Below are 19,665 nucleotides of genomic sequence, written 5' to 3'. Positions count from 1 at the left end.
GCGCCCTGCCCCGCGATATCGCCTCACGTCACCGGCAGCGCCAGCGCCGTCGCCGCCGCCGACCTTTGCATCACTTCGCGGTAGTAACGCTCCAAATGCGGTGCCTCGCGTCGCTCCAGCGGCAGGTTCAGCCAACGATGCGCCGCCGCGGCGATGGGTATGTCGCCCATCGTGAAGGCCTCGCCGGCGACGAAGCGGCGCGAGGCCAGCCAGTCGTCGAGGATGGCGGCCGCCGCCTCGCCCTTGCGCTTTCCCGCCTCCACGGCGGCAAGATCGCGCTCGCCCTCCGGCGTGCGCACCAGATTGTGGAAGGCCGGCGTGAAGGCCGGCGAGAAGGTGGTCGTCTGCCAGTCCATCCAGCGGTCGGCGCTGGCGCGGGTCTGAAGGTCCTCCGGCCACAGCCCGCCGGCGCCGTAGCGGGCGCAAAGATAGCGCACGATGGCGTTCGATTCCCATAGCACGAAGCCCTCGTCGTCGATCACCGGGATGAGGCGGTTGGGGTTCATCCGCCCGTATTCGGGGCTGTCCACCACCCCGTGCTCCATGCCGGCCATCACCCATTCATAGGCGATGCCGAGCTCCTCCAGGCAGAAATGCACCTTCTGGGCGTTGATGGAATTGGGGCGGCCATAGGCGGTCAGCATGGCAAGGCTCCTGGCTTGCGGGAAGAGGTCGGCGAGGAAGAGACGAAGGCGGGCGCGGCCTTTCTCAGCCGGTGCGCTGAAAGATCTCCCGCCCGATCAGCATGCGGCGGATCTCGCTGGTGCCGGCGCCGATCTCGTAGAGCTTGGCGTCGCGCAGGATGCGTCCGGTCGGATAATCGTTGATATAGCCGTTGCCGCCGAGGCATTGGATGGCGTCGAGCGCCACCTGCGTCGCCTTCTCCGCCGCGTAGAGGATGGCGCCGGCCGCGTCCTGGCGCGTTGTCTGCCCGGCGTCTGAGGCGCGCGCCACGGCATAGACATAGGCCCGGCAGGCATTCATCGTCACATACATGTCGGCGAGCTTGCCCTGCATCAGCTGGAAGGAGCCGATCGGCTGGCCGAACTGCCGGCGCTCGTGCAGATACGGGATCACCACGTCGAGCGCCGCCTGCATCAGGCCGAGTGGCCCGGCTGCCAGGACGACGCGCTCGTAATCGAGGCCGGACATGAGGATCTTCACCCCCTCGCCTTCCGCCCCCAGCCGGTTCTCCTCCGGCACCTCGCAATCCTCAAACACGAGCTCGCCCGTCTCCGAGCCGCGCATGCCGAGCTTGTCGAGCTTCTGGGCGACGGAAAAGCCGGCAAAGCCCTTCTCGATGAGGAAGGCGGTGATGCCGCGCGCGCCGGCCTCAGGGTCGGTCTTGGCGTAGACGATGAGGGTATCGGCCTGCGGGCCGTTGGTGATCCACATCTTGGAGCCGTTGAGGAAGTAGCGCTCGCCGTGCTTTTCCGCCCTGAGCTTCATGGAGACGACATCGGAGCCCGCCCCCGTCTCCGACATGGCGAGCGCGCCCAGATGCTCCCCGGAGATGAGCTTGGCAAGGTAGCGCGACTTCTGCTCCTCGCTGCCCCAGCGGCGCAGCTGATTGACGCACAGGTTGGAATGCGCGCCGTAGGAAAGGCCGATGGAGCCGGAAGCGCGCGAGACTTCCTCCATCGCCACGCAATGCTCCAGATAGCCGAGGCCCGACCCGCCCCATTCCTCCTCTACGGTGATGCCGTGCAGGCCGAGCGCGCCCATTTCCGGCCAGAGCTCGCGGGGAAACCAGTCCTCGCGGTCAATCTTCTCGGCAAGCGGCGCAATCCTGTCCTCGGCGAAGGAGCGCACCGTGTCGCGCAGCATCTCGGCGGTTTCGCCGAGCTGGAAATTGAAGGTGGGAAGGTCGTTGGCCAGCATGTCGTTCGTCTCAAGCGTTGCCTGCCCCCAGGAGAAATTGCGCGGGCGCCAAGCGCAAGCCCTATTGCGCGCGCACCTTGCTTTCTCCATCTCCATGCCGAAGACAGAGCACAACCCTCGGGCCATCCCATGGACGATTTTTCCGCCGCGCCGAGCAAGGTTCCCTGGCCGCCCGTCATCATGGCCGGCGCCGTCCTGCTCGCCCTTATCCTTTCCTGGCTTGTGCCGATCCCGCTCTCGCCGGAGACCGTGGAGGCCTTCCGCGGCCTCGGCGTCGTCTTCATCCTCCTCGGCCTCGGCCTCGACATCTGGACCTTTCAGACCTTCCGTCGCCACGCCACGACGGTGCGGCCCGACCGCTCGGCCGCCGCGCTCGCCACCGACGGGCCGTTCCGCTATTCGCGCAATCCCATCTATATCGGCAACGGCCTGCTCATTCTCGGCCTCGGTCTCGCCTTCGCCAACTTGTGGCTGGTGCTTCTGACGCCGGCCGTCTTCGTCCTCCTCGACAGGGTGGCGATCGCGCGCGAGGAAAAGCACCTGGAAGCGCGCTTCGGCGAGGAGTACCGCGCCTTCAAGGCGCGCGTGCGTCGCTGGATATAGCCCTGGCCGCCGGCCTATCCGCCTTGCGGCCGGCGGCGCGACCGGGAGCGGTTCAGTAGTTCGGCCAAAGGCCCGGCGTCGCCAGCTCCACCACGTTGCCGTCCGGATCGTGGAAATAGATGGAGCGTCCGCCTTTCGGCCAGGTCACCTCGCTCACCACCACGACGCCATGCGCCTGAAGATGGCGCTTCCATGTGCCGTAGGCGTCCTTGGCGATGCGGAAGGCGAAATGCGCCGGACCCTCTGAGTGATGGCCCGGCACCACGCCGCCCGGCGTCTTGGCGTCCTCCGCCGTCTGGCCGCGCCTGAAGACGAGCAGCACCTCGGCGGGCCCGGCCTCGTAGGTCATCATCCGCGGCGTGTCGATGACGCGCTTCAGGCCGAGCACCTCGCCGTAGAAGCGATGGGCCTCTTCCATGTCCTCCACGTAGACCGCCGTCTCTAGAATGCCGTCGATGCTCGGTGCCATACCGCTCACCGCCGGTATTTGATGAAGGGCGTCAGGTTGGCGAGGCTGTCGTAGAGCCGGCGGGCGTCGTGGTTGAAGTCCTGCGTCAGCCAATAGACCTGGTCGGCGCCCTCCTTGTCGGCCGCCGCGTAGACCGCCTCGATCAGCGCCCGCCCGGCGCCGCGCCCGCGCGCCTCCTCGGCGACGAAGAGATCCTCAAGGTAGCAGCGGTCCGCCAGCGACCAGGTGACCGGATGGAAGAGATAATGGACGATGCCGACAAGCCGCTCGCCGCCGTCCAGAAAGGCGCCGAGGCCATGGATGCGCGTTTCCGGCTGAAGAAGACGTGCCCAGGTTCCTTCCGTCACCTGCGGGGCGAGAGCGGTCTGATAAAAGTCCAGATAGCCCTGCCATAGCGGCTCCCAGCCGGGGCGGTCGGCTTGTCTCAGCGGCCGGATGGCGACGCCCATCCTCTCCTCCTTAACTTGCCCCCTGGCGCCTCAGCCAGCGCTCGAACTCCTTCTCCGAGCCGTTGAAGGCGTTGCGGTCCACCGGGCCGGAAATACCCCGCACGCGCCCGGTGGCGCTGTATTGCCAGATCAAGAACGCGCGATGCTTGTAGCGCTCATGCGGCTCGGCCGCGACGCTGCGCAGCCAGAAATCGTAGTTGCGATAGCGCCCTTCCAGAATGTCCTTATGGAAGGTGATATCGGTGTAGATGATCGGCCGCTTGCCGCTATGGGCCTCCATCGCGGCGAGCATCACGTCGATCTTCTGCAGCGCCTCTTCCTTGGAGATCTTGTGCGGGCAGGTGCGCGACTGGTGGTTCCATTCCAGGTCCAGCACCGGCGGCAGCTGGCTTTTGTCGCGCGGCACCGCCATCTGGTACCACAGCGCCTGCTCGCTCGCGGTCCGGCACCAATACATGAAATGGTAGGCGCCGCGCGGCACCCCGGCGCGGGCGGCCTTCTCCCAGTTCTCGTAGAAGCGCTCGTCGACATGGTCGCCACCTTCGGAGACCTTCATATAGGCGAAGCGGATATCATCGTCGCGCACCTTCGCCCAGTCGATATCGCCCTGATATTTGGAGACGTCGATGCCCTGCACGGGCATGCGATGCGCCCTGGCCACGCCCGGATGCGGGTCGGAATCGGGCAGGTATTGGATGGCCCCGCCGCAGGCGGCGAGGATGAGCGTGGCCGCAAGCGCCAGGCCAAGGCGAAAGGAAGTGGTTGTCTGCCGCATGAAAGCCGTCCCAGGATCGGCTCATTGGTGAAGGCTTAGCCTTTCTGGGTCGTTAACGGCGAGTGCGCGATTGCAACGATTTTTGCGCCCGTGCCCGCTCAGCCGATGCCGAACCACCAGGCGGCAAGGCCGAGGAAGGCGAAGAAGCCGACGACGTCCGTCACCGTGGTGACGAAGACGGAGGAGGCGATCGCCGGGTCGGCGCCCATCTTGTCGAGCGCCAGCGGGATGAGGATGCCGGCAAGCCCCGCCGCCACCATGTTGATGACCATCGCCGTGGCGATGATGCCGCCGAGCTGCACGTTGGAGAACCAGAAGGTCGCCACCACCCCGATGATGACGGCGAAGAGAATGCCGTTGGCGAGCCCGACCAGCGTCTCCCTGGAGATGAAGCGCAAGGGGTTGATGGTCTCGATCTCGCGTGTCGCCAGCGCGCGCACCGCCACCGTCATGGTCTGGGTGCCGGCATTGCCGCCCATGGAGGCGACGATCGGCATCAGCACGGCGAGCGCCACCATCTCCGAGATGGTGGCGTCGAAAAGCCCGATGACGACGGAGGCGAGGACGGCCGTGCCGAGATTGATGAGCAGCCACACGAAGCGCGAGCGCACCGCCGAGACGAAGCTGTCGGAGATCTCCTCGTCGCCGACGCCGGCGAGGCGCTTGATGTCCTCGTCCGCCTCCTCCTCGATGACGTCGACGATGTCGTCGACGGTGATGACGCCGACCAGCCGGTCGTTCTCGTCGACGACGCCGACGGACAGGAGATTGTAGCGCTCGAACAGGCGCGCCACCTCCTCCTGGTCGTCGGTGGCGGAGACCGAATGCGTCACCTCGCCCATGATCTCTTCGATCTTCACCGGCCGCTTGGTGCGCAAGAGCCGGTCCAGCGGCACCGTGCCGAGGAAGCGGAAGCGCGGATCGACGACGAAGATCTCGGTGAAATCGTCCGGCAGCCGCTCGTCCTCGCGCAAGAAGTCGATCGTCTGCCCGACGGTCCAGAAGGGCGGCACGGCGATGAAATGCGTCGTCATCCGCCGCCCGGCGGATTCCTCCGGATAGTCGAAGGAGCGCTCCAGCGCGATGCGCTCCGCCAGCGGCAGGGCGGCGAGGATCTCCTCGCGGTCCTCCTCCGCCATGTCCTCCAGAATGCCGATGGCATCGTCCGAATCGAGTTCGCGGACCGCCTCCGCGATCGCCTCGTTCGGGATCGTCTCCAGGATTTCGTCGCGGACGGCCTCGTCGACCTCCGTCAGCGCCGTCCAGTCGAATTCGCTGCCCAGAAGCTGGATGAAGGCCTCGCGCTCATCGCGGTCGAGCGTCTGCAGGACATCGCCGAGATCCGATTCGTGCAGTTCGCCGACCAGCGCCAGCAGACGCGCCGCCTCGCGCGCCTCGATCGCCTCGGCGACCGCGGCGAGATAATCGCTGTTGAGCGAGCCTTCCTCGTCCCGCACCGCCAGGGCCGGAACCTCTTGCTCACCGTCGCGCTCGAGGGCCTGCGTATCCATCGCTCATCCTTACGGTTCACGTGGGGGCGGGTCCAGCCGCTGCGCCGGGCGGCGGGTCTGTGAGAACGAAAAAAGGCGGCACGAAGCCGCCTTTTTGCCGATTGGTGCGGTCGAGAGGACTCGAACCTCCACGGGTTGCCCCACAGCGACCTCAACGCTGCGCGTCTACCAGTTCCGCCACGACCGCGAAAATCTGCAGCCGGCCACGCCGGCGCGGCGGTCATGTAGCAAATGGCCTGAAGCGAAACAAGGCCGCTCTTGGCCATAAGACGCGGCCCTGCCCTGCCGGCCGCGGAATGTGTGCTCGCGCACTGAACCTTTTTGCCGCTTCGGGAAACTGATGGCCATGGCGACGGCGATGGGCCGACGCTCAAACCCGACAGGAGACGCATCATGAAGAAGAAGATCGTTCTCGCCGCGGCGGCCCTTATCATCGGTTTCGCCGCCTTCCAGCCGGTCAGCCAGGCGCAGGCCGGCGAGGTCTCGCTCACCTTGGTCGGCGGCGGTTGGGGCCACGGCGGCGGCTGGGGCCACGGCGGCGGCTGGGGTCCCGGCGGAGGCTGGGGGCCTGGCGGTCCCGGCGGCGGTTGGGGGCCTGGCGGTCCTGGCGGCGGCTGGCACAAGATGAGCTGCCAGGGCGGCCGCATGCAGCTGCGCGCCCAGGGCTTCCACCGCATTCGCCCACTCGATTGCCGCGGCAAGTTCTACCGCTACCACGCCACCCGCGGCGGCAAGCGCTTCGCCGTGCGCTTCAACGCCTTCTCCGGGCGCTACAACCGGCAGTTCATCGGCATGGCGTTCTGAGCCTGCCCGCTGCCGGCGCGAGAGCGGTCCGTCCCGCCCACCCCCACGGGCCGCTCTCGCATCTTCGCTCCCTTGAAAGCTCTCGCCAGAAGCCCCTTGCGCGCCTATGTGAGGCGCCATGCTGCACTCAGCTGAAGATCGCGCCGCCGAGCCGGCCGCCTGCAAGGCCGGCGCCGGCACGCTCTGGCCTGCCGCGGATGCGGAGCCGGTGGAACTGATCGTCTCCCCGGAGCCCGTCGCCTACCCCGAGGCGCTGGCCTTCATGGACGAGCGCGTCGCCGCCATCCGCGCCGGCAAGGCGCGCGAATGCCTCTGGCTCCTGGAGCATCCCCCGCTCTACACGGCCGGCACCAGCGCCGCGGCCGACGACCTTCTCGCCCCGGATCGCTTCCCGGTCTTCAAGACCGGCCGCGGCGGCCAGTTCACCTATCACGGCCCCGGCCAGCGGGTCGCCTACCTCATGCTCGACCTTCAGACGCGCCGGCCCGACATCCGCTGCTACGTCCACGCGCTGGAGGAATGGCTGATTCGCGCCCTCGCCGCTTTCGCCGTGACGGGCGAACGGCGAACGGGCCGCGTCGGCATCTGGGTGGAGCGGCCGGACAGGCCGGGCCCCGACGGAGCGCCGGCGGAGGACAAGATCGCCGCCATCGGCGTGCGTGTGCGCCGCTGGGTGAGCCTGCACGGCATCGCCCTCAACGTGGCGCCGGACCTGGAGCATTTTTCCGGCATCGTGCCCTGCGGCATCGCCGGCCACGGCGTTACCAGCCTTGCCGATCTCGGCCGCGCCGCAAGCCTGGCGGAGGCCGACCGCGCCCTCCTCGACGCCTTCAGGGCCGTCTTCGGGCCGGTTGAGGCGCCGGGGAACTGATTTCAGGGCTGCGGCGCCAGGATCGTCCAGGTCTTGGCGTCCTTGCGCACGAAAAGATAGGTCTGCGTCTCGCCGCCCGGCGCGCCCTCCGGCTGCATCTCCACCGTCACCGCGATGCGCTTCAGGTCATCGGGAAGCCCCGGCTCCTTCAGCGTCTCCAGGAACGCCTGCCGCACCGCCTGGCGCGCCTCGAAATAGGTCAACGGCCGGCTTTCCGGTCTCAGCAGCACCTTCACCCTGCCGGCGCGCGGATCCCCGTCCGGCTCGAAGCGCAGGCGAACCTCCGTCAGCCCTGGTATTTCCTTTGCGGGGGGCTCGCTCGCGGCGATCTGAGGCCTGTCGCCGAGAGCCGCATAGGCGACGGCGGTTGCGGTCAGGCCGGCAGCCGTCGCCATCAAAGCCGGCGCGAGCCCCCGGCCGAGTTTCGGCAAGACGGACATGACGTCACCCCTGTCGGCCTTTTTCTCTTGGGCTCTGAGATTAGCTTAACGAAGGGTTGACGAACCAATTGCAATTTAAATCGATGTTAACGCGGTGAGCGGGCGACGCGAAAAGCGCCTGTCTCCTTCGGCGCTTCGCCGAGTATCCTCACCTCCTCCACCACGGCGAAGCGCGGTCCCGACGCGCAGCGCTCCAATATGCGTCTGACCGCTTCCTCCTCGCCGCTGAAGACGGCCTCGACCGTCCCGTCGGGCATGTTCGCCACCCAGCCGGAAAGGCCGAGCGCCTGTGCCTCGTCTTGCGTCCAGGCGCGAAAGCCCCCGCCCTGGACGCGGCCGGCGATGCGCACATGCAGCGATTGAAGGGGCACCCTACGCGCGCCGGCTCACTCCGCCGCCGTCGAAAGCGGCCGGCCGGCGGCGAGCCTTGTCTCCGCCTCGCCGATCCAGTCGCGGGTGATCGGCACCGCGTCGCGCTGGCGTGACAGGATGAGCTGGAAGACCATATTGGTGCCGTGCACGAAGCCGAGCTCCACCACGGCGAGATAGAACTCCCACATGCGCGCGAAGCGCTCGTCGTAGAGCTCCACCGCCGTCTCCCGGTTGGCCATGAAGCGGTCGTACCAGCGCTGGATCGTATAGGCGTAGTGCAGGCGCAGGACCTCCGCGTCGTCCACCCACAGCCCGGTGCGCTCCAGCGAGGCGAAAACTTCCGACAGAGCCGGCACGTATCCGCCCGGGAAGATGTACTTGTGCAGGAAGGGCCCGGTCGTACCCGGCGGCGACATGCGTCCGATGGAATGCAGCATCATGAAGCCGTCCGGCTTCAGGATCTGGAAGACCTTGCGGAAGAAGGCGTCGTAATAGCGATAGCCGACATGCTCGAACATGCCGACGGAAACGATGCGGTCGAACGTGCCCTCGATCTCGCGATAATCCTTCTCGATGAATTCCACCCGCCCGGACAGGCCCTCCCTGTCGGCCCAACGCCGCGCCGCGGCGAGCTGCTCGGTGGCCGGATTGACCCCGGTCACCTGCACATCGAAGGTCTGCGCCAGATAGATCGCCAGCCCGCCCCAGCCCGAGCCGATATCCAGCACCTTCATGCCGGGCCTCAGATCCAGCTTCGCGCCGATATGCCGAAGCTTGTTGAGCTGCGCCTGCTCCAGCGTCTCGTGCTCCGGGTCGAGCCAATAGGCGCAGGAATATTGCATCCGCTCGTCCAGGAAGAGCCGGTAAAGGTCTTCCTTGACGTTGTAATGGTGCTTGGCGTTCTCCTTGGCCTTCCACAGCGGGTTGTATTGATGCCAGCGCCGGAGGCTGCGGTAGAGCCCGTTGACGACACTTTGCGCCGGATGCCCGGCGAGATAGTCGCGGTTGACGGAAAAGAGACCGAGAAAATCCTTGACGGTGGCGCCGTCCTCGAAGGTCAGCGTGCCGTCCATAAAGGCTTCAGGCGCGCAGAGTTCCGGATTGATCGCCAGCCGCCAATGCAGCTTGGCATCGTGCAGGCGCATGGTCACGTCCGGCCCCGGCGCCTTGCCGCCGAAATGGTGCTCGCCGCCCTCTGCGTCGATCATCTTCAGGTGACCGTTGCGCACGAAGGATTTGAGGATGCTCTTGAGGAGCCACATGGCCGCCCTGCTCCATTCTCGCTTGCGCGAATCTTAGAACAGGCGAACGAGCGAGTGGAAGCCCCCAAAAGCCATGGCAAGCGCGGTGGCTATTCGAACTCCATCAACACCTGATCGAAGGCGACCACCTCCCCCGGCGCCGAGCAGATCTTCTTCACCACCACGTCCCGTTCCGCCCGCAGCACGTTCTCCATCTTCATCGCCTCGACGGTGGCGAGCGTCTCGCCCGCTTCCACCTTCTGTCCTTCCTTCACCGGCAGCGAGATGACGATGCCCGGCATCGGGCAAAGCAGCCGGTTGTCGAGCTCGCCGGCCTTCTTCTCCGGCATATGCCGGGCCGCCTCCGCCACCGCCGGGCGCAAGAGATGGGTAAGGCGCGAGACGCCGCGCCTTTCCACCCGCAGCGCCGCGCCCTCGCGCGCGATTTGGGCGAAGACCTCGCGCCCTTCGATGCTGCCGTGGAAGGTCAGTTCCCCGGGGCGCCAGACCGTGGAGATGGCGATCGCCGCACCGTCGATAACGAGATCGAGGTCGCAGGGAACGCCAGGGCGTCCGCCGGCGACCCGCACATCCCTGAATTCGCCGTCGAGGCGGATGACCCAATCCTCGCGGATGCGTCCCGAATGCGGCCTCAGCCTGCCGCTCAGCCTGTCGAGCCGGGCGCGCTCGATGAGATGCGCCGTGGCGGCGATGGCGGCCAGGACCCGTGCCTCCTCCTCGCCCGCCGCCGCGCCGGAAAAACCGTCCGGGAACTCCTCGGCGATGAAGGCGGTCGAGAGCCTGCCTTCCTGCCAGCGCGGATGCGCCATCAGCGCGGCAAGGAACGGGATGTTGTGACGGATGCCCTCGACGGTGAAAGCGTCGAGCGCGTCGCTCATCGCCGCCACGGCTGCGGCGCGCGCCTTTGCGCCCTCGCCCGTCGCATGCGTGCACAATTTGGCGATCATCGGGTCGTAGAAGAGGGTGATTTCCGAGCCCTCCACCACGCCGGTATCGTTGCGCAGCCGCGTGCCTTCGCCGGAGGCGCGCTCCGGTGGGCGATAGCGCGTCAGCCGCCCGGTGGAAGGCAGGAAGTTGCGGAACGGATCCTCCGCATAGAGCCGGCACTCGATCGCCCAGCCCTGCATCTTGACCTCCTCCTGGCGGAGCGGCAGCTTCTCGCCATCGGCCACCCGCAGCATCATCTCAACCAGGTCGAGGCCGGTGACGAGCTCCGTCACCGGATGCTCCACCTGCAGGCGGGTGTTCATCTCCAGGAAGTAGAAATGGCGGTGCTGGTCGACGATGAACTCCACCGTGCCGGCGCTGCGGTAGCCGACGGCGGCGGCGAGCGCGCAGGCCTGCTCGCCCATCGCCTTGCGCGTCTCCTCGTCGAGGAAGGGCGAGGGCGCCTCCTCCACGACTTTCTGGTTGCGCCGCTGGATGGAGCATTCGCGCTCGCCGAGATAGATGACGTTGCCATGCGCATCCGCCATCACCTGGATTTCGATATGGCGCGGCTCCTCGATGAACTTCTCGATGAAGATGCGCTCGTCGCCGAAGGAGGATTTGGCTTCCCGGCGCGCCGCCTCGAAGCCCTCGCGCACCTCCCGCTCGTTCCAGGCGATGCGCATGCCCTTGCCGCCGCCGCCCGCCGAGGCTTTCAGCATCACCGGCAGGCCGATCTCCGAGGCGATCCTGGCGGCCTCCTCGCTGCTCTCGATAAGGCCCATATGGCCCGGCACCACGTTGACGCCGGCCTCCTTGGCGAACTTCTTGGAGGTGATCTTGTCGCCCATCGCCTCAATCGCGCCGACCGGTGGTCCGACGAAGACGATGCCGGCCGCCTCCAGCGCGCGGGCAAAGGCGGCGTTCTCCGACAGGAACCCGTAGCCCGGATGCACCGCCTGCGCCCCCGTCTGCCGGCACGCCTCGATGATGGTGTCGATCTTCAGATAGCTCTCGCCCGCCGGCGCGGGACCGATCGGCACCGCCTCGTCGGCCATCTCCACATGCAGGGCATGGCGGTCGGCTTCCGAATAGACGGCGACGGTGGCGATACCCATCCGCTTGGCGGTGGCGATGACGCGGCAGGCGATCTCGCCGCGATTGGCAATCAGAATCTTGGCAAACATTCCCGGCCCTGTCCTCCCCGGTCGAGCCATCCTCTATGCGTGCGCTTGCGCGGTGGCGGCAAGAGAAAACCGCCTTTCGCGTCCAAAGTCGAAGGCCGCACGGGCGCGGACATAACGGCCCTGTCGGCTTGCGGGCTTGCGCCGCCGGGCGAAGGTCGGCAAATGGGCCGAGCAGCTTTGGAGGGACTCTAATGGACGTGCGCGCCGCCGTGGCCTTTGAGGCCGGCAAGCCTCTTGAGATCACCACGGTCCAGCTCGATGGACCGAAGGAGGGCGAGGTGATGGTGGAGGTGAAGGCCACCGGCATCTGCCATACCGACGAATTCACCCTTTCCGGCGCCGACCCGGAGGGCATCTTCCCTTCCATTCTCGGCCATGAGGGCGCCGGCGTGGTGGTGGAGGTCGGCCCAGGCGTGACGAGCCTCAAGACAGGCGATCACGTCATTCCGCTCTATACGCCCGAATGCCGCCAATGCCCCTCCTGCCTGTCGCAGAAGACCAATCTGTGCACCGCCATCCGCTCCACCCAGGGGCAAGGTCTGATGCCGGACGGCACCTCGCGCTTCTCGCTGAACGGCGAGCGGCTGCACCATTACATGGGCACCTCCACCTTCGCCAATTTCACCGTCCTGCCGGAGATCGCCCTTGCCAAGGTGCGCGAGGACGCGCCCTTCGACAAGATCTGCTACATCGGCTGCGGCGTGACGACCGGCATCGGCGCCGTCGTCAACACCGCCAAGGTGGAGCCGGGCGCCACCGCCATCGTCTTCGGCCTCGGCGGCATCGGCCTCAACGTCATCCAGGGGTTGCGGCTGGTGGGCGCCGACATGATCGTCGGCGTCGACCTCAACAACGCCAAGAAGGAATGGGGCGAGCGCTTCGGCATGACCCATTTCGTCAACCCGAAGGAGATCGGCGAGGAGCTGGTTCCCTACCTCGTCGACCTGACCAAGCGCGGCGCCGATCAGATAGGCGGCGCCGATTACACCTTCGACTGCACCGGCAACGTGACCGTCATGCGCCAGGCTCTGGAAGCGTGCCATCGCGGCTGGGGCCAGTCCATCGTCATCGGCGTGGCGCCGGCCGGCGCGGAGATCTCCACCCGCCCCTTCCAGCTCGTCACCGGCCGCGTTTGGAAAGGCACCGCTTTCGGCGGCGCCAGGGGTCGCACCGACGTGCCGCGCATCGTCGACTGGTACATGGACGGCAAGATCGAGATCGACCCGATGATCACCCACACGCTCGCCCTCGACGAGATCAACAAGGGCTTCGACCTCATGCATGCGGGGCAATCGATCCGCAGCGTCGTCGTCTACTGATCGCGCCAAGACAGCTTCTGGGAGAAAGACCCCCGTGAAAACCATCTCAGCCTGGGCCGCCCATGGCGGTATCCAGGGCGTCTACAGCCATGCCTCGGCGGCGACCGGAACGGAGATGACCTTCGCCGTCTATCTACCGCCCAAGGCGCAGGAGGAGCCGTGCCCCGCCGTCGTCTATCTGTCCGGGCTTACCTGCACCCATGCCAATGTCATGGAGAAGGGCGAATACCGCCGCGCGGCCGCCGAGCACGGCCTGGTCGTCGTCTGTCCGGACACCTCGCCGCGCGGCGAGGAAGTGGCCGATGACGAGGCTTACGATCTCGGCCAGGGCGCCGGCTTTTACCTCGATGCGACGCAATCTCCGTGGGGTTCCCATTTCCGCATGGAAAGCTATGTCATGGAGGACTTGCCTCATGTCTTGCACGAGAATTTCGCCGTAGACGATTCGCGCATATCGATTTTCGGCCACTCCATGGGCGGGCACGGCGCCTTGACGCTGGCGCTCAAGCACCCCGATCGCTTTCGCGCCTGTTCGGCGTTCTCGCCCATCGTCGCCCCCGGCCAGGTCCCCTGGGGCGAGAAGGCGTTTACCGCCTATCTCGGCGAGGACCGGGCCGCCTGGCGTCGCCACGACGCGACCGCCCTGGTGGAGGACGGCGCCCGCTTCGCCGATTTCCTCATCGACCAGGGCGAGGCCGACGCCTTCCTCAGCGAGCAGCTTCGCCCGGAGCTCTTTGAGCACGCCTGCACCCATGCCGGCATCGATTTGAGGCTCCGACGGCACGCCGGCTACGATCATTCCTACTTTTTCATCTCCACCTTCATGGCCGATCATCTCGCCTGGCATGCGGAGCGGCTGAAGGCATAGGACGGCCTTTTCGGATCGCTTCCCGCTCTGCCTCGTTAGCTTGAGGCGCAAGCGATGGAGGCGATCCGCCATGTCCAAGAACCGCCATTTCGCCGAACCCGTCATCGCCGCGGCCGAAGCTGAAGCCGGGCTTGCGCTCGACCGCGCGCCGGCCGGCACCATCGATTTCTTCTTCCAGCACCGCGATCGCCTCGCCCATGTCGAGGATCCGATCTTTGAGGACGCGTCCTGCATCGCCGTCGCCGGCTCCAGCATCTTCCTGGCCTGCGACGAGACGGCGACGGTGGAGCGCGTCATTCCCGACCGCGAGACGGGCAAGGCCGCCACGCACGAGAACGTTTCCCTCGGCGATATCTTCGATCTGCCCGACGGGCCCGGCGGCGAGATGGATATCGAGGGGCTCGCCGTCGCCGACGGCTATCTGTGGATCGCCGGCTCGCAATCGCTGAAGCGCGACGAGCCTGAGGACGGCCTTGCCGACCTTCGCGATATCGACTGGGACCCCAATCGTGGCTTTCTCGGCCGCGTGCCGCTCATCGATAGCGGCAATGGCGTTGTCGCGCCGGTGGTTGCCATCGAGCCGATCGGCGGGGAGCCGGCGCGCCGCGCGGCGATGCTGCCCCTGGACGGCAAGAAAAAGACCTGGTTGCGCAAGCTTCTGGCCGACGATCCGCTGCTTGCCCCCTATCTCTACCTTCCCGCCAAGGAGAACGGCCTCGACATTGAGGGTCTGGCGGTTCGTGGCAATACCGTGCTCCTCGGCCTGCGCGGCCCCGTCCTCGGCGGCCACGCCTTCATCCTCGTCCTGGAGCTGAAGGAGACCGCGCCCGGCGTCCTGAAGCCGAAGAAGCTCCAGGGGAAAAGGCGCTACCGCCTGCAGGCCGTCGACATCAACGGCCAGGGCATCCGCGACCTCTTCTGGCAGGAGAGCCGCCTTCTCGTTCTCTCCGGCGCCACCACGGACTTGGAAGCGCTGCAATCGGTCTTCGTCCTCGAAAACTACGACCCGAAAGAGCCGCTTTACGCCGCCGGCGCGGTCAAGCGCGCTCTCGATCTTCCGGCCGTGCGCGTCTCCGATCATGCCGAGGGCATCGCGCCCATCGACATCGACGGCGAGACACGGCTCCTCGTCGTCTACGATTCGCCCTCCACCGAGCGCATCGACAAGGAGGCGCGCCGTCTGACGGCCGATCTATTCGCGCTCGGCGTCCCGGACGCGGACTGACTGCCCCGTTCGCCGCGCGGCGATCTCAGCGGCAGCCGAGCGCCCGCTCCGCGCGCACGATGGCATCGACATTGGCGCGCTCCACGGCGTTCATCTTCACCTGCGCCTGATCGGCCTCCCAGCAATCGGAATTGTCGAAATTCGCCCGCCCGCGAGCGGTCCGGAAGCAATAGCCGTTCTCGTCGAAGATGCGGTTGCGCACGTACCAAAGGTCAGAGCAGCGCATGGTTCGCAGATCGGCCTGGCGGAAGCGATCGACGTCGCTGCAGCCGAGGCCGGAAAAGCATTCTGCCACGGCCGGCCCCGACAATCCGCCCAACAGCAACGCCGCGATCATCAGCCCACGCATCGCTTTCTCCATCAAATCAATCGTTCCGCTGCGGCGCCCGCTCCCGCATCGACCGGCACCCGTTCGCCGCAAATGGCGACAGCCACACGGTGAATTCTACGCCCTTCCCGCACCCATGCCCCTGCGCCGCAAAGCCGCTCGACGCTGACCTGCGGCTGAAGAACAGACAAGCCCACCCAACCGGCCGAAGCAATGCTCGGCCGGCCGCGGCTGGCATGTTGCGCGATTGCTACTGTTGTTTCCGACGAAATTTGTTAGTTTCTGTGAAAGCTTGAGAGGGCGAGCAAGCTGCATGCGTAAATTCCACGTCGAGATCGTCAAGCCGTCGCACTACGACAAGGACGGCTACGTCATCCAATGGTGGAAGGCTTGGATTCCCTCTAATTCCATGGCCTGTCTTTACGCCATCGCCCGCGATTGTTCGGAGCGCCAAGTCCTCGGCGAGGATGTGGCGATCGAAATCAACGCCTATGACGAGATGAATGTGCGCGTGCCCTTGAAGAAGATCGCCGCGCGCATCAACCGGCCCGGACATTCCGGCATCGTCTGTCTCGTCGGCGTGCAGTCGAACCAGTTTCCGCGCGCCCTGGCCATCGCCCGCCAGCTGCGCGCTGAGGGCGTCAAGGTGGCGATCGGCGGCTTCCACGTCTCCGGCTGTCTGGCCATGCTGAAGGAGATGCCGGCGGAGCTGAAGGAAGCTCTCGACCTCGGCATCACCCTCTTCGCCGGCGAGGCGGAGGAGCATTTCGCCGACTTCCTGAGGGATGTCGACGCCGGCGCCGAAAAGCCGGTCTACAATTACATGTCCGATCTGCCGAACCTGCAGGGCGAGACCATCCCCTATCTGCCGCAGCGCCTCGTCAAGCGCTACGACGGCGTCATTTCCTCCTTCGACGCCGGCCGCGGCTGTCCGTTCCAGTGCTCCTTCTGCACCATCATCAACGTGCAGGGCAGGAAGAGCCGCTGGCGCGATGCCGACGACATTGAGCGCATCGTCATGGAGAACCGGGCCCAGGGCATCACCCGCTTCTTCGTCACCGACGACAATTTCGCCCGCAACAAGAACTGGGAAGCCATCTTCGACCGGCTGATCGCGCTGCGCGAGAAGGGCCTTGGCGCCGACTTCCTCATCCAGGTCGACACGCTCGCCCACAAGATCCCGAACTTCATCGACAAGGCGGCCCGGGCCGGCTGCAAGTTCGTCTTCATCGGCCTTGAATCCATCAACGCCGACAATCTCGCGGTGATGAAGAAGAACCAGAACCGCATCACCGAATACCGCAAGATGTTCCAGGCCTGGAAGGAGGTCGGCATCATCACCTATGCCGGCTTCATCATGGGCCTGCCAGGCGACACGCCGCAGACGCTGAAGCGCGACATTGAGATCGTCCAGAAGGAACTACCGGTCGACCTTCTGGAATTCACCATGCTGACGCCCCTGCCCGGCTCGGAGGACCACAAGAACCTCACCGAGAACGGCATTTGGATGGACCCCGATCTCAACAAATACGATCTTGAGACGGTCACTGTCGCCCATCCGAAGATGAGCGCCGAGCTCTGGCAGAAGACCTATCGCGACGTGTGGAACTGGTACTACACGGACGAGCATGTGGCGCGCATCATGCGCCGCAACGTCGCCTACGGCATCAAGCCGGTGAAGATCTGGCGCTCCATCTTGCAGATTTACGGCGCCACCAATTTCGAGGGCGTGCATCCGCAGCAATGCGGCTATCTGCGCCGCAAGGACCGCACGGCCCGCCGCCCGGAGCTGCCGCGACTGCCGGCGCTGCTCTTCTACCCGCTGCATTGGAGCCAGACGCTGGTCAAATACACGCGCTTCGGCCTCTACGCCCTGAAGACGCACCGCCTGCGCCAGCGCATCGCCACCGATCCGGCCTCCAAGACCTATACCGACTTCGCCATCACGCCCGTGACCGACGCGGAGACGGAGGCGCTGGAAATGTTCCAGCTCAACGACAGCGCCAAGGCCGCGGTGGAAAAGGCGCGCCGCCAAGCCGAGGAGCGCCGGCGCCGCGAGGAAGCTCACGAGGGCGGGACCGATGACGAGGTTCTGACGGCGGCCGAGTAGGGCGCGCCATTCTTGCCCCGAAGGCACGAGACGAACAGCAAAGGGATGCGACGAAAGCCATGAGCCGCAAGACCTTCAAGGCCGTTCTTATCAAGCCGTCGCATTACGACGACGACGGCTATGTCATTCAGTGGATGATCTCCTCCATTCCCTCCAACTCGCTGGCGGCGCTTTACGGCCTCATTCGCGACTGCGCCGCGCGCAAGGTTCTCGGCGAGGATGTCGACATCGACGTCACCCCCTATGACGAGACCAACACCGTCATTCCCTTCGAGCGCATCATCCGCGACATCAAGGCGGCCGATGCCGGCTTCGTCGGCCTCGTCGGCGTGCAGTCGAACCAGTTCCCGCGCGCCCTCGACATGACGCGCACCTTCCGTGCCGAAGGCATTCCCGTCGTCATCGGCGGCTTTCACGTCTCCGGCTGCCTCGCCATGCTCGACGAGCTTCCCGACGACATCAAGGAAGCGCAGCGCCTCGGCGCCGTCATCTATGCCGGCGAGGCGGAAGGGCGGATGGACGAAATCGTCGAGGCCGTATGGCAGAACAGCCTGGAGCCGCTCTACAACTACATGCACGATCTGCCGGGGATGAGCCGCGCCTCCCTGCCCTTCCTGCCGCAGGAGACGGTCTCGCGCACCGCCGGCAAGTATACCAGCTTCGATTCCGGCCGCGGCTGCCCCTTCCAATGCTCCTTCTGCACCATCATCAACGTGCAGGGCCGCAAATCGCGCTACCGCACGCCAGACGACATTGAGGAAATCATCCGCGCCAACGCGGCCCAGGGCATCAAGCGCTTCTTCATCACCGACGACAATTTCGCCCGCAACAAGAACTGGGAAGCCATCCTCGACCGCATGATCGAGCTGCAGGCGGAGGGCCTGCGCTTCAAGTTCATCCTCCAGGTCGACACGCTCTGCCACCGCCTGGAGGGCTTTATCGAGAAGGCCGCCAAGGCCGGCTGCAACCGCGTCTTCATCGGCCTGGAGAACATCGACCCGGATGCGCTGATGGCCGCCAAGAAGCGGCAGAACAAGATCTGGGAGTATCGCAAGATGCTCCAGGCCTGGAAGGATGCCGGCGTCGTCACCTATGCCGGCTATATCCTCGGCTTCCCGGACGACACGCCGGAGAAGATCCGCCGCAACATGGAGATCCTGAAGAAGGAGCTGCCGCTCGATCTCGTCGAGTTCTTCTTCCTGACGCCCCTCCCCGGTTCGGAGGACCATCAGAAGCTCACCCGCGAGGGCATCTGGATGGACCCGGACGTCAACAAATACGACCTCAATCACCGCGTCTCCCACCATCCGACGATGAGCGACGCCGAATGGGAGGCGATCTACAGGGAATGCTGGGAGATCTGCTACGACGAGGCGCATATCGAGCGCGTCTTGCGGCGGGCGGCGGCGCGCGGGGTCAAGACCAAGCAGCTCTTCCACGGCCTCGGCGCCTTCTATGGCTCCGTCACCATCGAGAAGGTGCATCCGCTGGAGGCCGGCTTCATGCGCCGCAAGGTGCGCACCCAACGCCGCAGCGGCATGAGGCTGGAAAGCCCGCTCCTCTTCTACCCGCGCTATGCGTCTGAGGTTCTCTACAAGAACTATCGCTGGGCGATGCTCTATCTGCGTCTGCGCCGCATCTGGAAGCGCGTCCACGAGGACCCGAACAAGCTCGCCTATATGGACGAGGCGCTGCGGCCGGTCACCGAGGACGAGACGACCGAGCTGATGACCACCTTCGAGGACGCCATTCCTCAAACGCACGGCGCGCCGGCCAGGCGCAAGGCGGACGAGCCCGCGCATCTGGAGGCGGCCGAGTAGCGGCCCCCCCGCTCAGCACGCACGGCTTGCATGTCGTCGTTCCAAGGCCAGGCCTTTGTTGTCGTCATGGCCGGGCTCGCTCCCCCCGTGTTGTCGTCATGGCCGGGCTCGACCCACGGCTGTCCGGTTTAATTTCACGCCCATTGCAGGAGCATTTGGTTGGGGTCCTTGGACGGCTCTGGGGGTGGCTCGATCAGGCGGTCGATGCGCTTTTTGTGCATGAGGTTGGCGCGCACGAGCCTGGCGAAGGCGAGCGGGCTTTGAATGGCGTTCTGGGCGGCCTGGGCGAGGCGCAGGATGAGGAAGGCGATGAGCGCCACGGCGATCTGGATGCGCACGGCGTTCTCGCCGCGCCCGAGAAAATGCCTGATCTTGAGCGTCTGCTTGACCCACCGGAAGAACAGCTCGATGGCCCAGCGCCTTTTGTAGAGGTCGGCGATCTCG

General features: G+C 66.0%; 20 protein-coding genes and 1 tRNA gene. 8 read left to right on the top strand and 13 right to left on the bottom strand.

Annotation, left to right across the window (positions count from 1 at the left end; genetic code table 11):
* Nucleotides 1–23: 23 nt before the first annotated feature.
* Both Q331_RS0107460 and Q331_RS0107455 read right to left on the bottom strand, forming a co-directional pair.
* Nucleotides 24–644, bottom strand: a complete 621-nt coding sequence (locus Q331_RS0107460) for a glutathione S-transferase family protein (protein ID WP_026380167.1) — start codon at nucleotides 642–644, stop codon at nucleotides 24–26.
* 64 nt (nucleotides 645–708) lie between these two features.
* Nucleotides 709–1,881 (bottom strand): isovaleryl-CoA dehydrogenase, encoded by a 1,173-nt coding sequence (locus Q331_RS0107455; RefSeq protein ID WP_026380166.1) that lies wholly within the window; start codon nucleotides 1,879–1,881, stop codon nucleotides 709–711.
* A gap of 129 nt (nucleotides 1,882–2,010) precedes the next feature.
* Between Q331_RS0107455 and Q331_RS0107450 the strand changes: the two genes are divergently transcribed.
* The gene (locus Q331_RS0107450; protein ID WP_026380165.1) at nucleotides 2,011–2,484 is read left to right on the top strand and encodes a methyltransferase family protein; all 474 of its coding nucleotides are present in this window, start codon (nucleotides 2,011–2,013) and stop codon (nucleotides 2,482–2,484) included.
* A gap of 52 nt (nucleotides 2,485–2,536) precedes the next feature.
* Here the strand turns inward: Q331_RS0107450 and Q331_RS0107445 are convergent, their stop codons facing one another.
* From Q331_RS0107445 to Q331_RS0107425, 5 genes are all read right to left on the bottom strand, one after another.
* Nucleotides 2,537–2,953 (bottom strand): VOC family protein, encoded by a 417-nt coding sequence (locus Q331_RS0107445; protein WP_026380164.1) that lies wholly within the window; start codon nucleotides 2,951–2,953, stop codon nucleotides 2,537–2,539.
* A gap of 5 nt (nucleotides 2,954–2,958) precedes the next feature.
* Nucleotides 2,959–3,402 (bottom strand): GNAT family N-acetyltransferase, encoded by a 444-nt coding sequence (locus Q331_RS0107440; RefSeq protein WP_026380163.1) that lies wholly within the window; start codon nucleotides 3,400–3,402, stop codon nucleotides 2,959–2,961.
* Between the two features lie 10 nt (nucleotides 3,403–3,412).
* Nucleotides 3,413–4,177 carry a glycoside hydrolase family 25 protein gene (locus Q331_RS20495; RefSeq protein ID WP_051630789.1) on the bottom strand — a complete coding sequence of 255 codons (765 nt, stop codon included), beginning with the start codon at nucleotides 4,175–4,177 and terminating at the stop codon, nucleotides 3,413–3,415.
* A 98-nt stretch (nucleotides 4,178–4,275) separates the two neighbouring features.
* Nucleotides 4,276–5,688, bottom strand: coding sequence for a magnesium transporter (gene mgtE, locus Q331_RS0107430; protein ID WP_026380162.1), 1,413 nt, complete (start codon nucleotides 5,686–5,688; stop codon nucleotides 4,276–4,278).
* 102 nt (nucleotides 5,689–5,790) lie between these two features.
* Nucleotides 5,791–5,875, bottom strand: a tRNA-Leu gene (locus Q331_RS0107425).
* A gap of 206 nt (nucleotides 5,876–6,081) precedes the next feature.
* Between Q331_RS0107425 and Q331_RS23895 the strand changes: the two genes are divergently transcribed.
* Both Q331_RS23895 and lipB read left to right on the top strand, forming a co-directional pair.
* Entirely contained in the window at nucleotides 6,082–6,492 is a 411-nt protein-coding gene (locus tag Q331_RS23895) for a hypothetical protein (RefSeq protein ID WP_051630787.1), read from the top strand.
* A gap of 118 nt (nucleotides 6,493–6,610) precedes the next feature.
* Complete coding sequence (gene lipB / locus Q331_RS20485) at nucleotides 6,611–7,363, top strand: lipoyl(octanoyl) transferase LipB (RefSeq protein ID WP_084174871.1); 753 nt, start codon at nucleotides 6,611–6,613, stop codon at nucleotides 7,361–7,363.
* Between the two features lie 2 nt (nucleotides 7,364–7,365).
* On the opposite strand, the gene Q331_RS0107410 is transcribed toward lipB, so the two are convergent.
* The 4 genes from Q331_RS0107410 to Q331_RS0107395 all read right to left on the bottom strand — a co-directional run bounded on the left by Q331_RS0107410 (nucleotide 7,366) and on the right by Q331_RS0107395 (nucleotide 11,551).
* Entirely contained in the window at nucleotides 7,366–7,803 is a 438-nt protein-coding gene (locus Q331_RS0107410; RefSeq protein ID WP_034491424.1) for a hypothetical protein, read from the bottom strand.
* A gap of 86 nt (nucleotides 7,804–7,889) precedes the next feature.
* On the bottom strand, nucleotides 7,890–8,174 hold the full coding sequence (locus Q331_RS0107405; protein ID WP_026380160.1) for an acylphosphatase: 285 nt from the start codon (nucleotides 8,172–8,174) through the stop codon (nucleotides 7,890–7,892).
* A 15-nt stretch (nucleotides 8,175–8,189) separates the two neighbouring features.
* Nucleotides 8,190–9,437 (bottom strand): SAM-dependent methyltransferase, encoded by a 1,248-nt coding sequence (locus Q331_RS0107400; protein ID WP_026380159.1) that lies wholly within the window; start codon nucleotides 9,435–9,437, stop codon nucleotides 8,190–8,192.
* A gap of 89 nt (nucleotides 9,438–9,526) precedes the next feature.
* A complete protein-coding gene (locus Q331_RS0107395; RefSeq protein ID WP_026380158.1) occupies nucleotides 9,527–11,551 on the bottom strand; it encodes an acetyl-CoA carboxylase biotin carboxylase subunit in 2,025 nt (674 codons plus the stop codon).
* A 191-nt stretch (nucleotides 11,552–11,742) separates the two neighbouring features.
* On the opposite strand from Q331_RS0107395, the gene Q331_RS0107390 reads away from it, so the two are divergent.
* The 3 genes from Q331_RS0107390 (at nucleotide 11,743) to Q331_RS0107380 (ending at nucleotide 14,963) form a co-directional block, all read left to right on the top strand.
* Nucleotides 11,743–12,870 carry an S-(hydroxymethyl)glutathione dehydrogenase/class III alcohol dehydrogenase gene (locus tag Q331_RS0107390; protein ID WP_026380157.1) on the top strand — a complete coding sequence of 376 codons (1,128 nt, stop codon included), beginning with the start codon at nucleotides 11,743–11,745 and terminating at the stop codon, nucleotides 12,868–12,870.
* Between the two features lie 34 nt (nucleotides 12,871–12,904).
* Complete coding sequence (fghA, locus tag Q331_RS0107385; protein WP_026380156.1) at nucleotides 12,905–13,738, top strand: S-formylglutathione hydrolase; 834 nt, start codon at nucleotides 12,905–12,907, stop codon at nucleotides 13,736–13,738.
* Between the two features lie 70 nt (nucleotides 13,739–13,808).
* A complete protein-coding gene (locus tag Q331_RS0107380) occupies nucleotides 13,809–14,963 on the top strand; it encodes a DUF3616 domain-containing protein (protein ID WP_026380155.1) in 1,155 nt (384 codons plus the stop codon).
* A gap of 25 nt (nucleotides 14,964–14,988) precedes the next feature.
* Here Q331_RS0107380 and Q331_RS22940 read toward each other — a convergent pair whose 3' ends face one another.
* Entirely contained in the window at nucleotides 14,989–15,312 is a 324-nt protein-coding gene (locus Q331_RS22940) for a YARHG domain-containing protein (protein WP_169738477.1), read from the bottom strand.
* Nucleotides 15,313–15,604: 292 nt separating this feature from the next.
* Here Q331_RS22940 and Q331_RS20475 point away from each other — a divergent pair, with 292 nt between their 5' ends.
* Both Q331_RS20475 and Q331_RS0107365 read left to right on the top strand, forming a co-directional pair.
* Nucleotides 15,605–17,401, top strand: coding sequence for a B12-binding domain-containing radical SAM protein (locus tag Q331_RS20475; protein ID WP_084174867.1), 1,797 nt, complete (start codon nucleotides 15,605–15,607; stop codon nucleotides 17,399–17,401).
* Nucleotides 17,402–17,460: 59 nt separating this feature from the next.
* Nucleotides 17,461–19,221: a B12-binding domain-containing radical SAM protein gene (locus Q331_RS0107365; protein WP_026380154.1), complete on the top strand. Its 1,761-nt coding sequence runs from the start codon at nucleotides 17,461–17,463 to the stop codon at nucleotides 19,219–19,221.
* Between the two features lie 134 nt (nucleotides 19,222–19,355).
* Here the strand turns inward: Q331_RS0107365 and Q331_RS20470 are convergent.
* Nucleotides 19,356–19,665: IS4 family transposase (locus tag Q331_RS20470; RefSeq protein WP_026381883.1), on the bottom strand; the 310-nt coding region annotated here is incomplete at its 5' end.

It is taken from the genome of Afifella pfennigii DSM 17143, from assembly GCF_000688515.1.
In the GTDB taxonomy this organism is placed as follows: Bacteria; Pseudomonadota; Alphaproteobacteria; order Rhizobiales; family Afifellaceae; genus Afifella; species Afifella pfennigii.
This window is presented reverse-complemented; position numbering and strand designations above follow the sequence as displayed.

Excerpts from the sequence above, each read along its gene's own strand:
- Q331_RS0107460 (WP_026380167.1), bottom strand. The coding sequence starts at position 644 with ATGCTGACCGCCTATGGCCGCCCCAATTCCATCAACGCCCAGAAGGTG.
- Q331_RS0107455 (WP_026380166.1), bottom strand. The coding sequence starts at position 1,881 with ATGCTGGCCAACGACCTTCCCACCTTCAATTTCCAGCTCGGCGAAACC.
- Q331_RS0107450 (WP_026380165.1), top strand. The coding sequence starts at position 2,011 with ATGGACGATTTTTCCGCCGCGCCGAGCAAGGTTCCCTGGCCGCCCGTC.
- Q331_RS0107445 (WP_026380164.1), bottom strand. The coding sequence starts at position 2,953 with ATGGCACCGAGCATCGACGGCATTCTAGAGACGGCGGTCTACGTGGAG.
- Q331_RS0107440 (WP_026380163.1), bottom strand. The coding sequence starts at position 3,402 with ATGGGCGTCGCCATCCGGCCGCTGAGACAAGCCGACCGCCCCGGCTGG.
- Q331_RS20495 (WP_051630789.1), bottom strand. The coding sequence starts at position 4,177 with ATGCGGCAGACAACCACTTCCTTTCGCCTTGGCCTGGCGCTTGCGGCC.
- mgtE (WP_026380162.1), bottom strand. The coding sequence starts at position 5,688 with ATGGATACGCAGGCCCTCGAGCGCGACGGTGAGCAAGAGGTTCCGGCC.
- Q331_RS23895 (WP_051630787.1), top strand. The coding sequence starts at position 6,082 with ATGAAGAAGAAGATCGTTCTCGCCGCGGCGGCCCTTATCATCGGTTTC.
- lipB (WP_084174871.1), top strand. The coding sequence starts at position 6,611 with ATGCTGCACTCAGCTGAAGATCGCGCCGCCGAGCCGGCCGCCTGCAAG.
- Q331_RS0107410 (WP_034491424.1), bottom strand. The coding sequence starts at position 7,803 with ATGTCCGTCTTGCCGAAACTCGGCCGGGGGCTCGCGCCGGCTTTGATG.
- Q331_RS0107400 (WP_026380159.1), bottom strand. The coding sequence starts at position 9,437 with ATGTGGCTCCTCAAGAGCATCCTCAAATCCTTCGTGCGCAACGGTCAC.
- Q331_RS0107395 (WP_026380158.1), bottom strand. The coding sequence starts at position 11,551 with ATGTTTGCCAAGATTCTGATTGCCAATCGCGGCGAGATCGCCTGCCGC.
- Q331_RS0107390 (WP_026380157.1), top strand. The coding sequence starts at position 11,743 with ATGGACGTGCGCGCCGCCGTGGCCTTTGAGGCCGGCAAGCCTCTTGAG.
- Q331_RS0107380 (WP_026380155.1), top strand. The coding sequence starts at position 13,809 with ATGTCCAAGAACCGCCATTTCGCCGAACCCGTCATCGCCGCGGCCGAA.
- Q331_RS22940 (WP_169738477.1), bottom strand. The coding sequence starts at position 15,312 with ATGCGTGGGCTGATGATCGCGGCGTTGCTGTTGGGCGGATTGTCGGGG.
- Q331_RS20475 (WP_084174867.1), top strand. The coding sequence starts at position 15,605 with ATGCGTAAATTCCACGTCGAGATCGTCAAGCCGTCGCACTACGACAAG.
- Q331_RS0107365 (WP_026380154.1), top strand. The coding sequence starts at position 17,461 with ATGAGCCGCAAGACCTTCAAGGCCGTTCTTATCAAGCCGTCGCATTAC.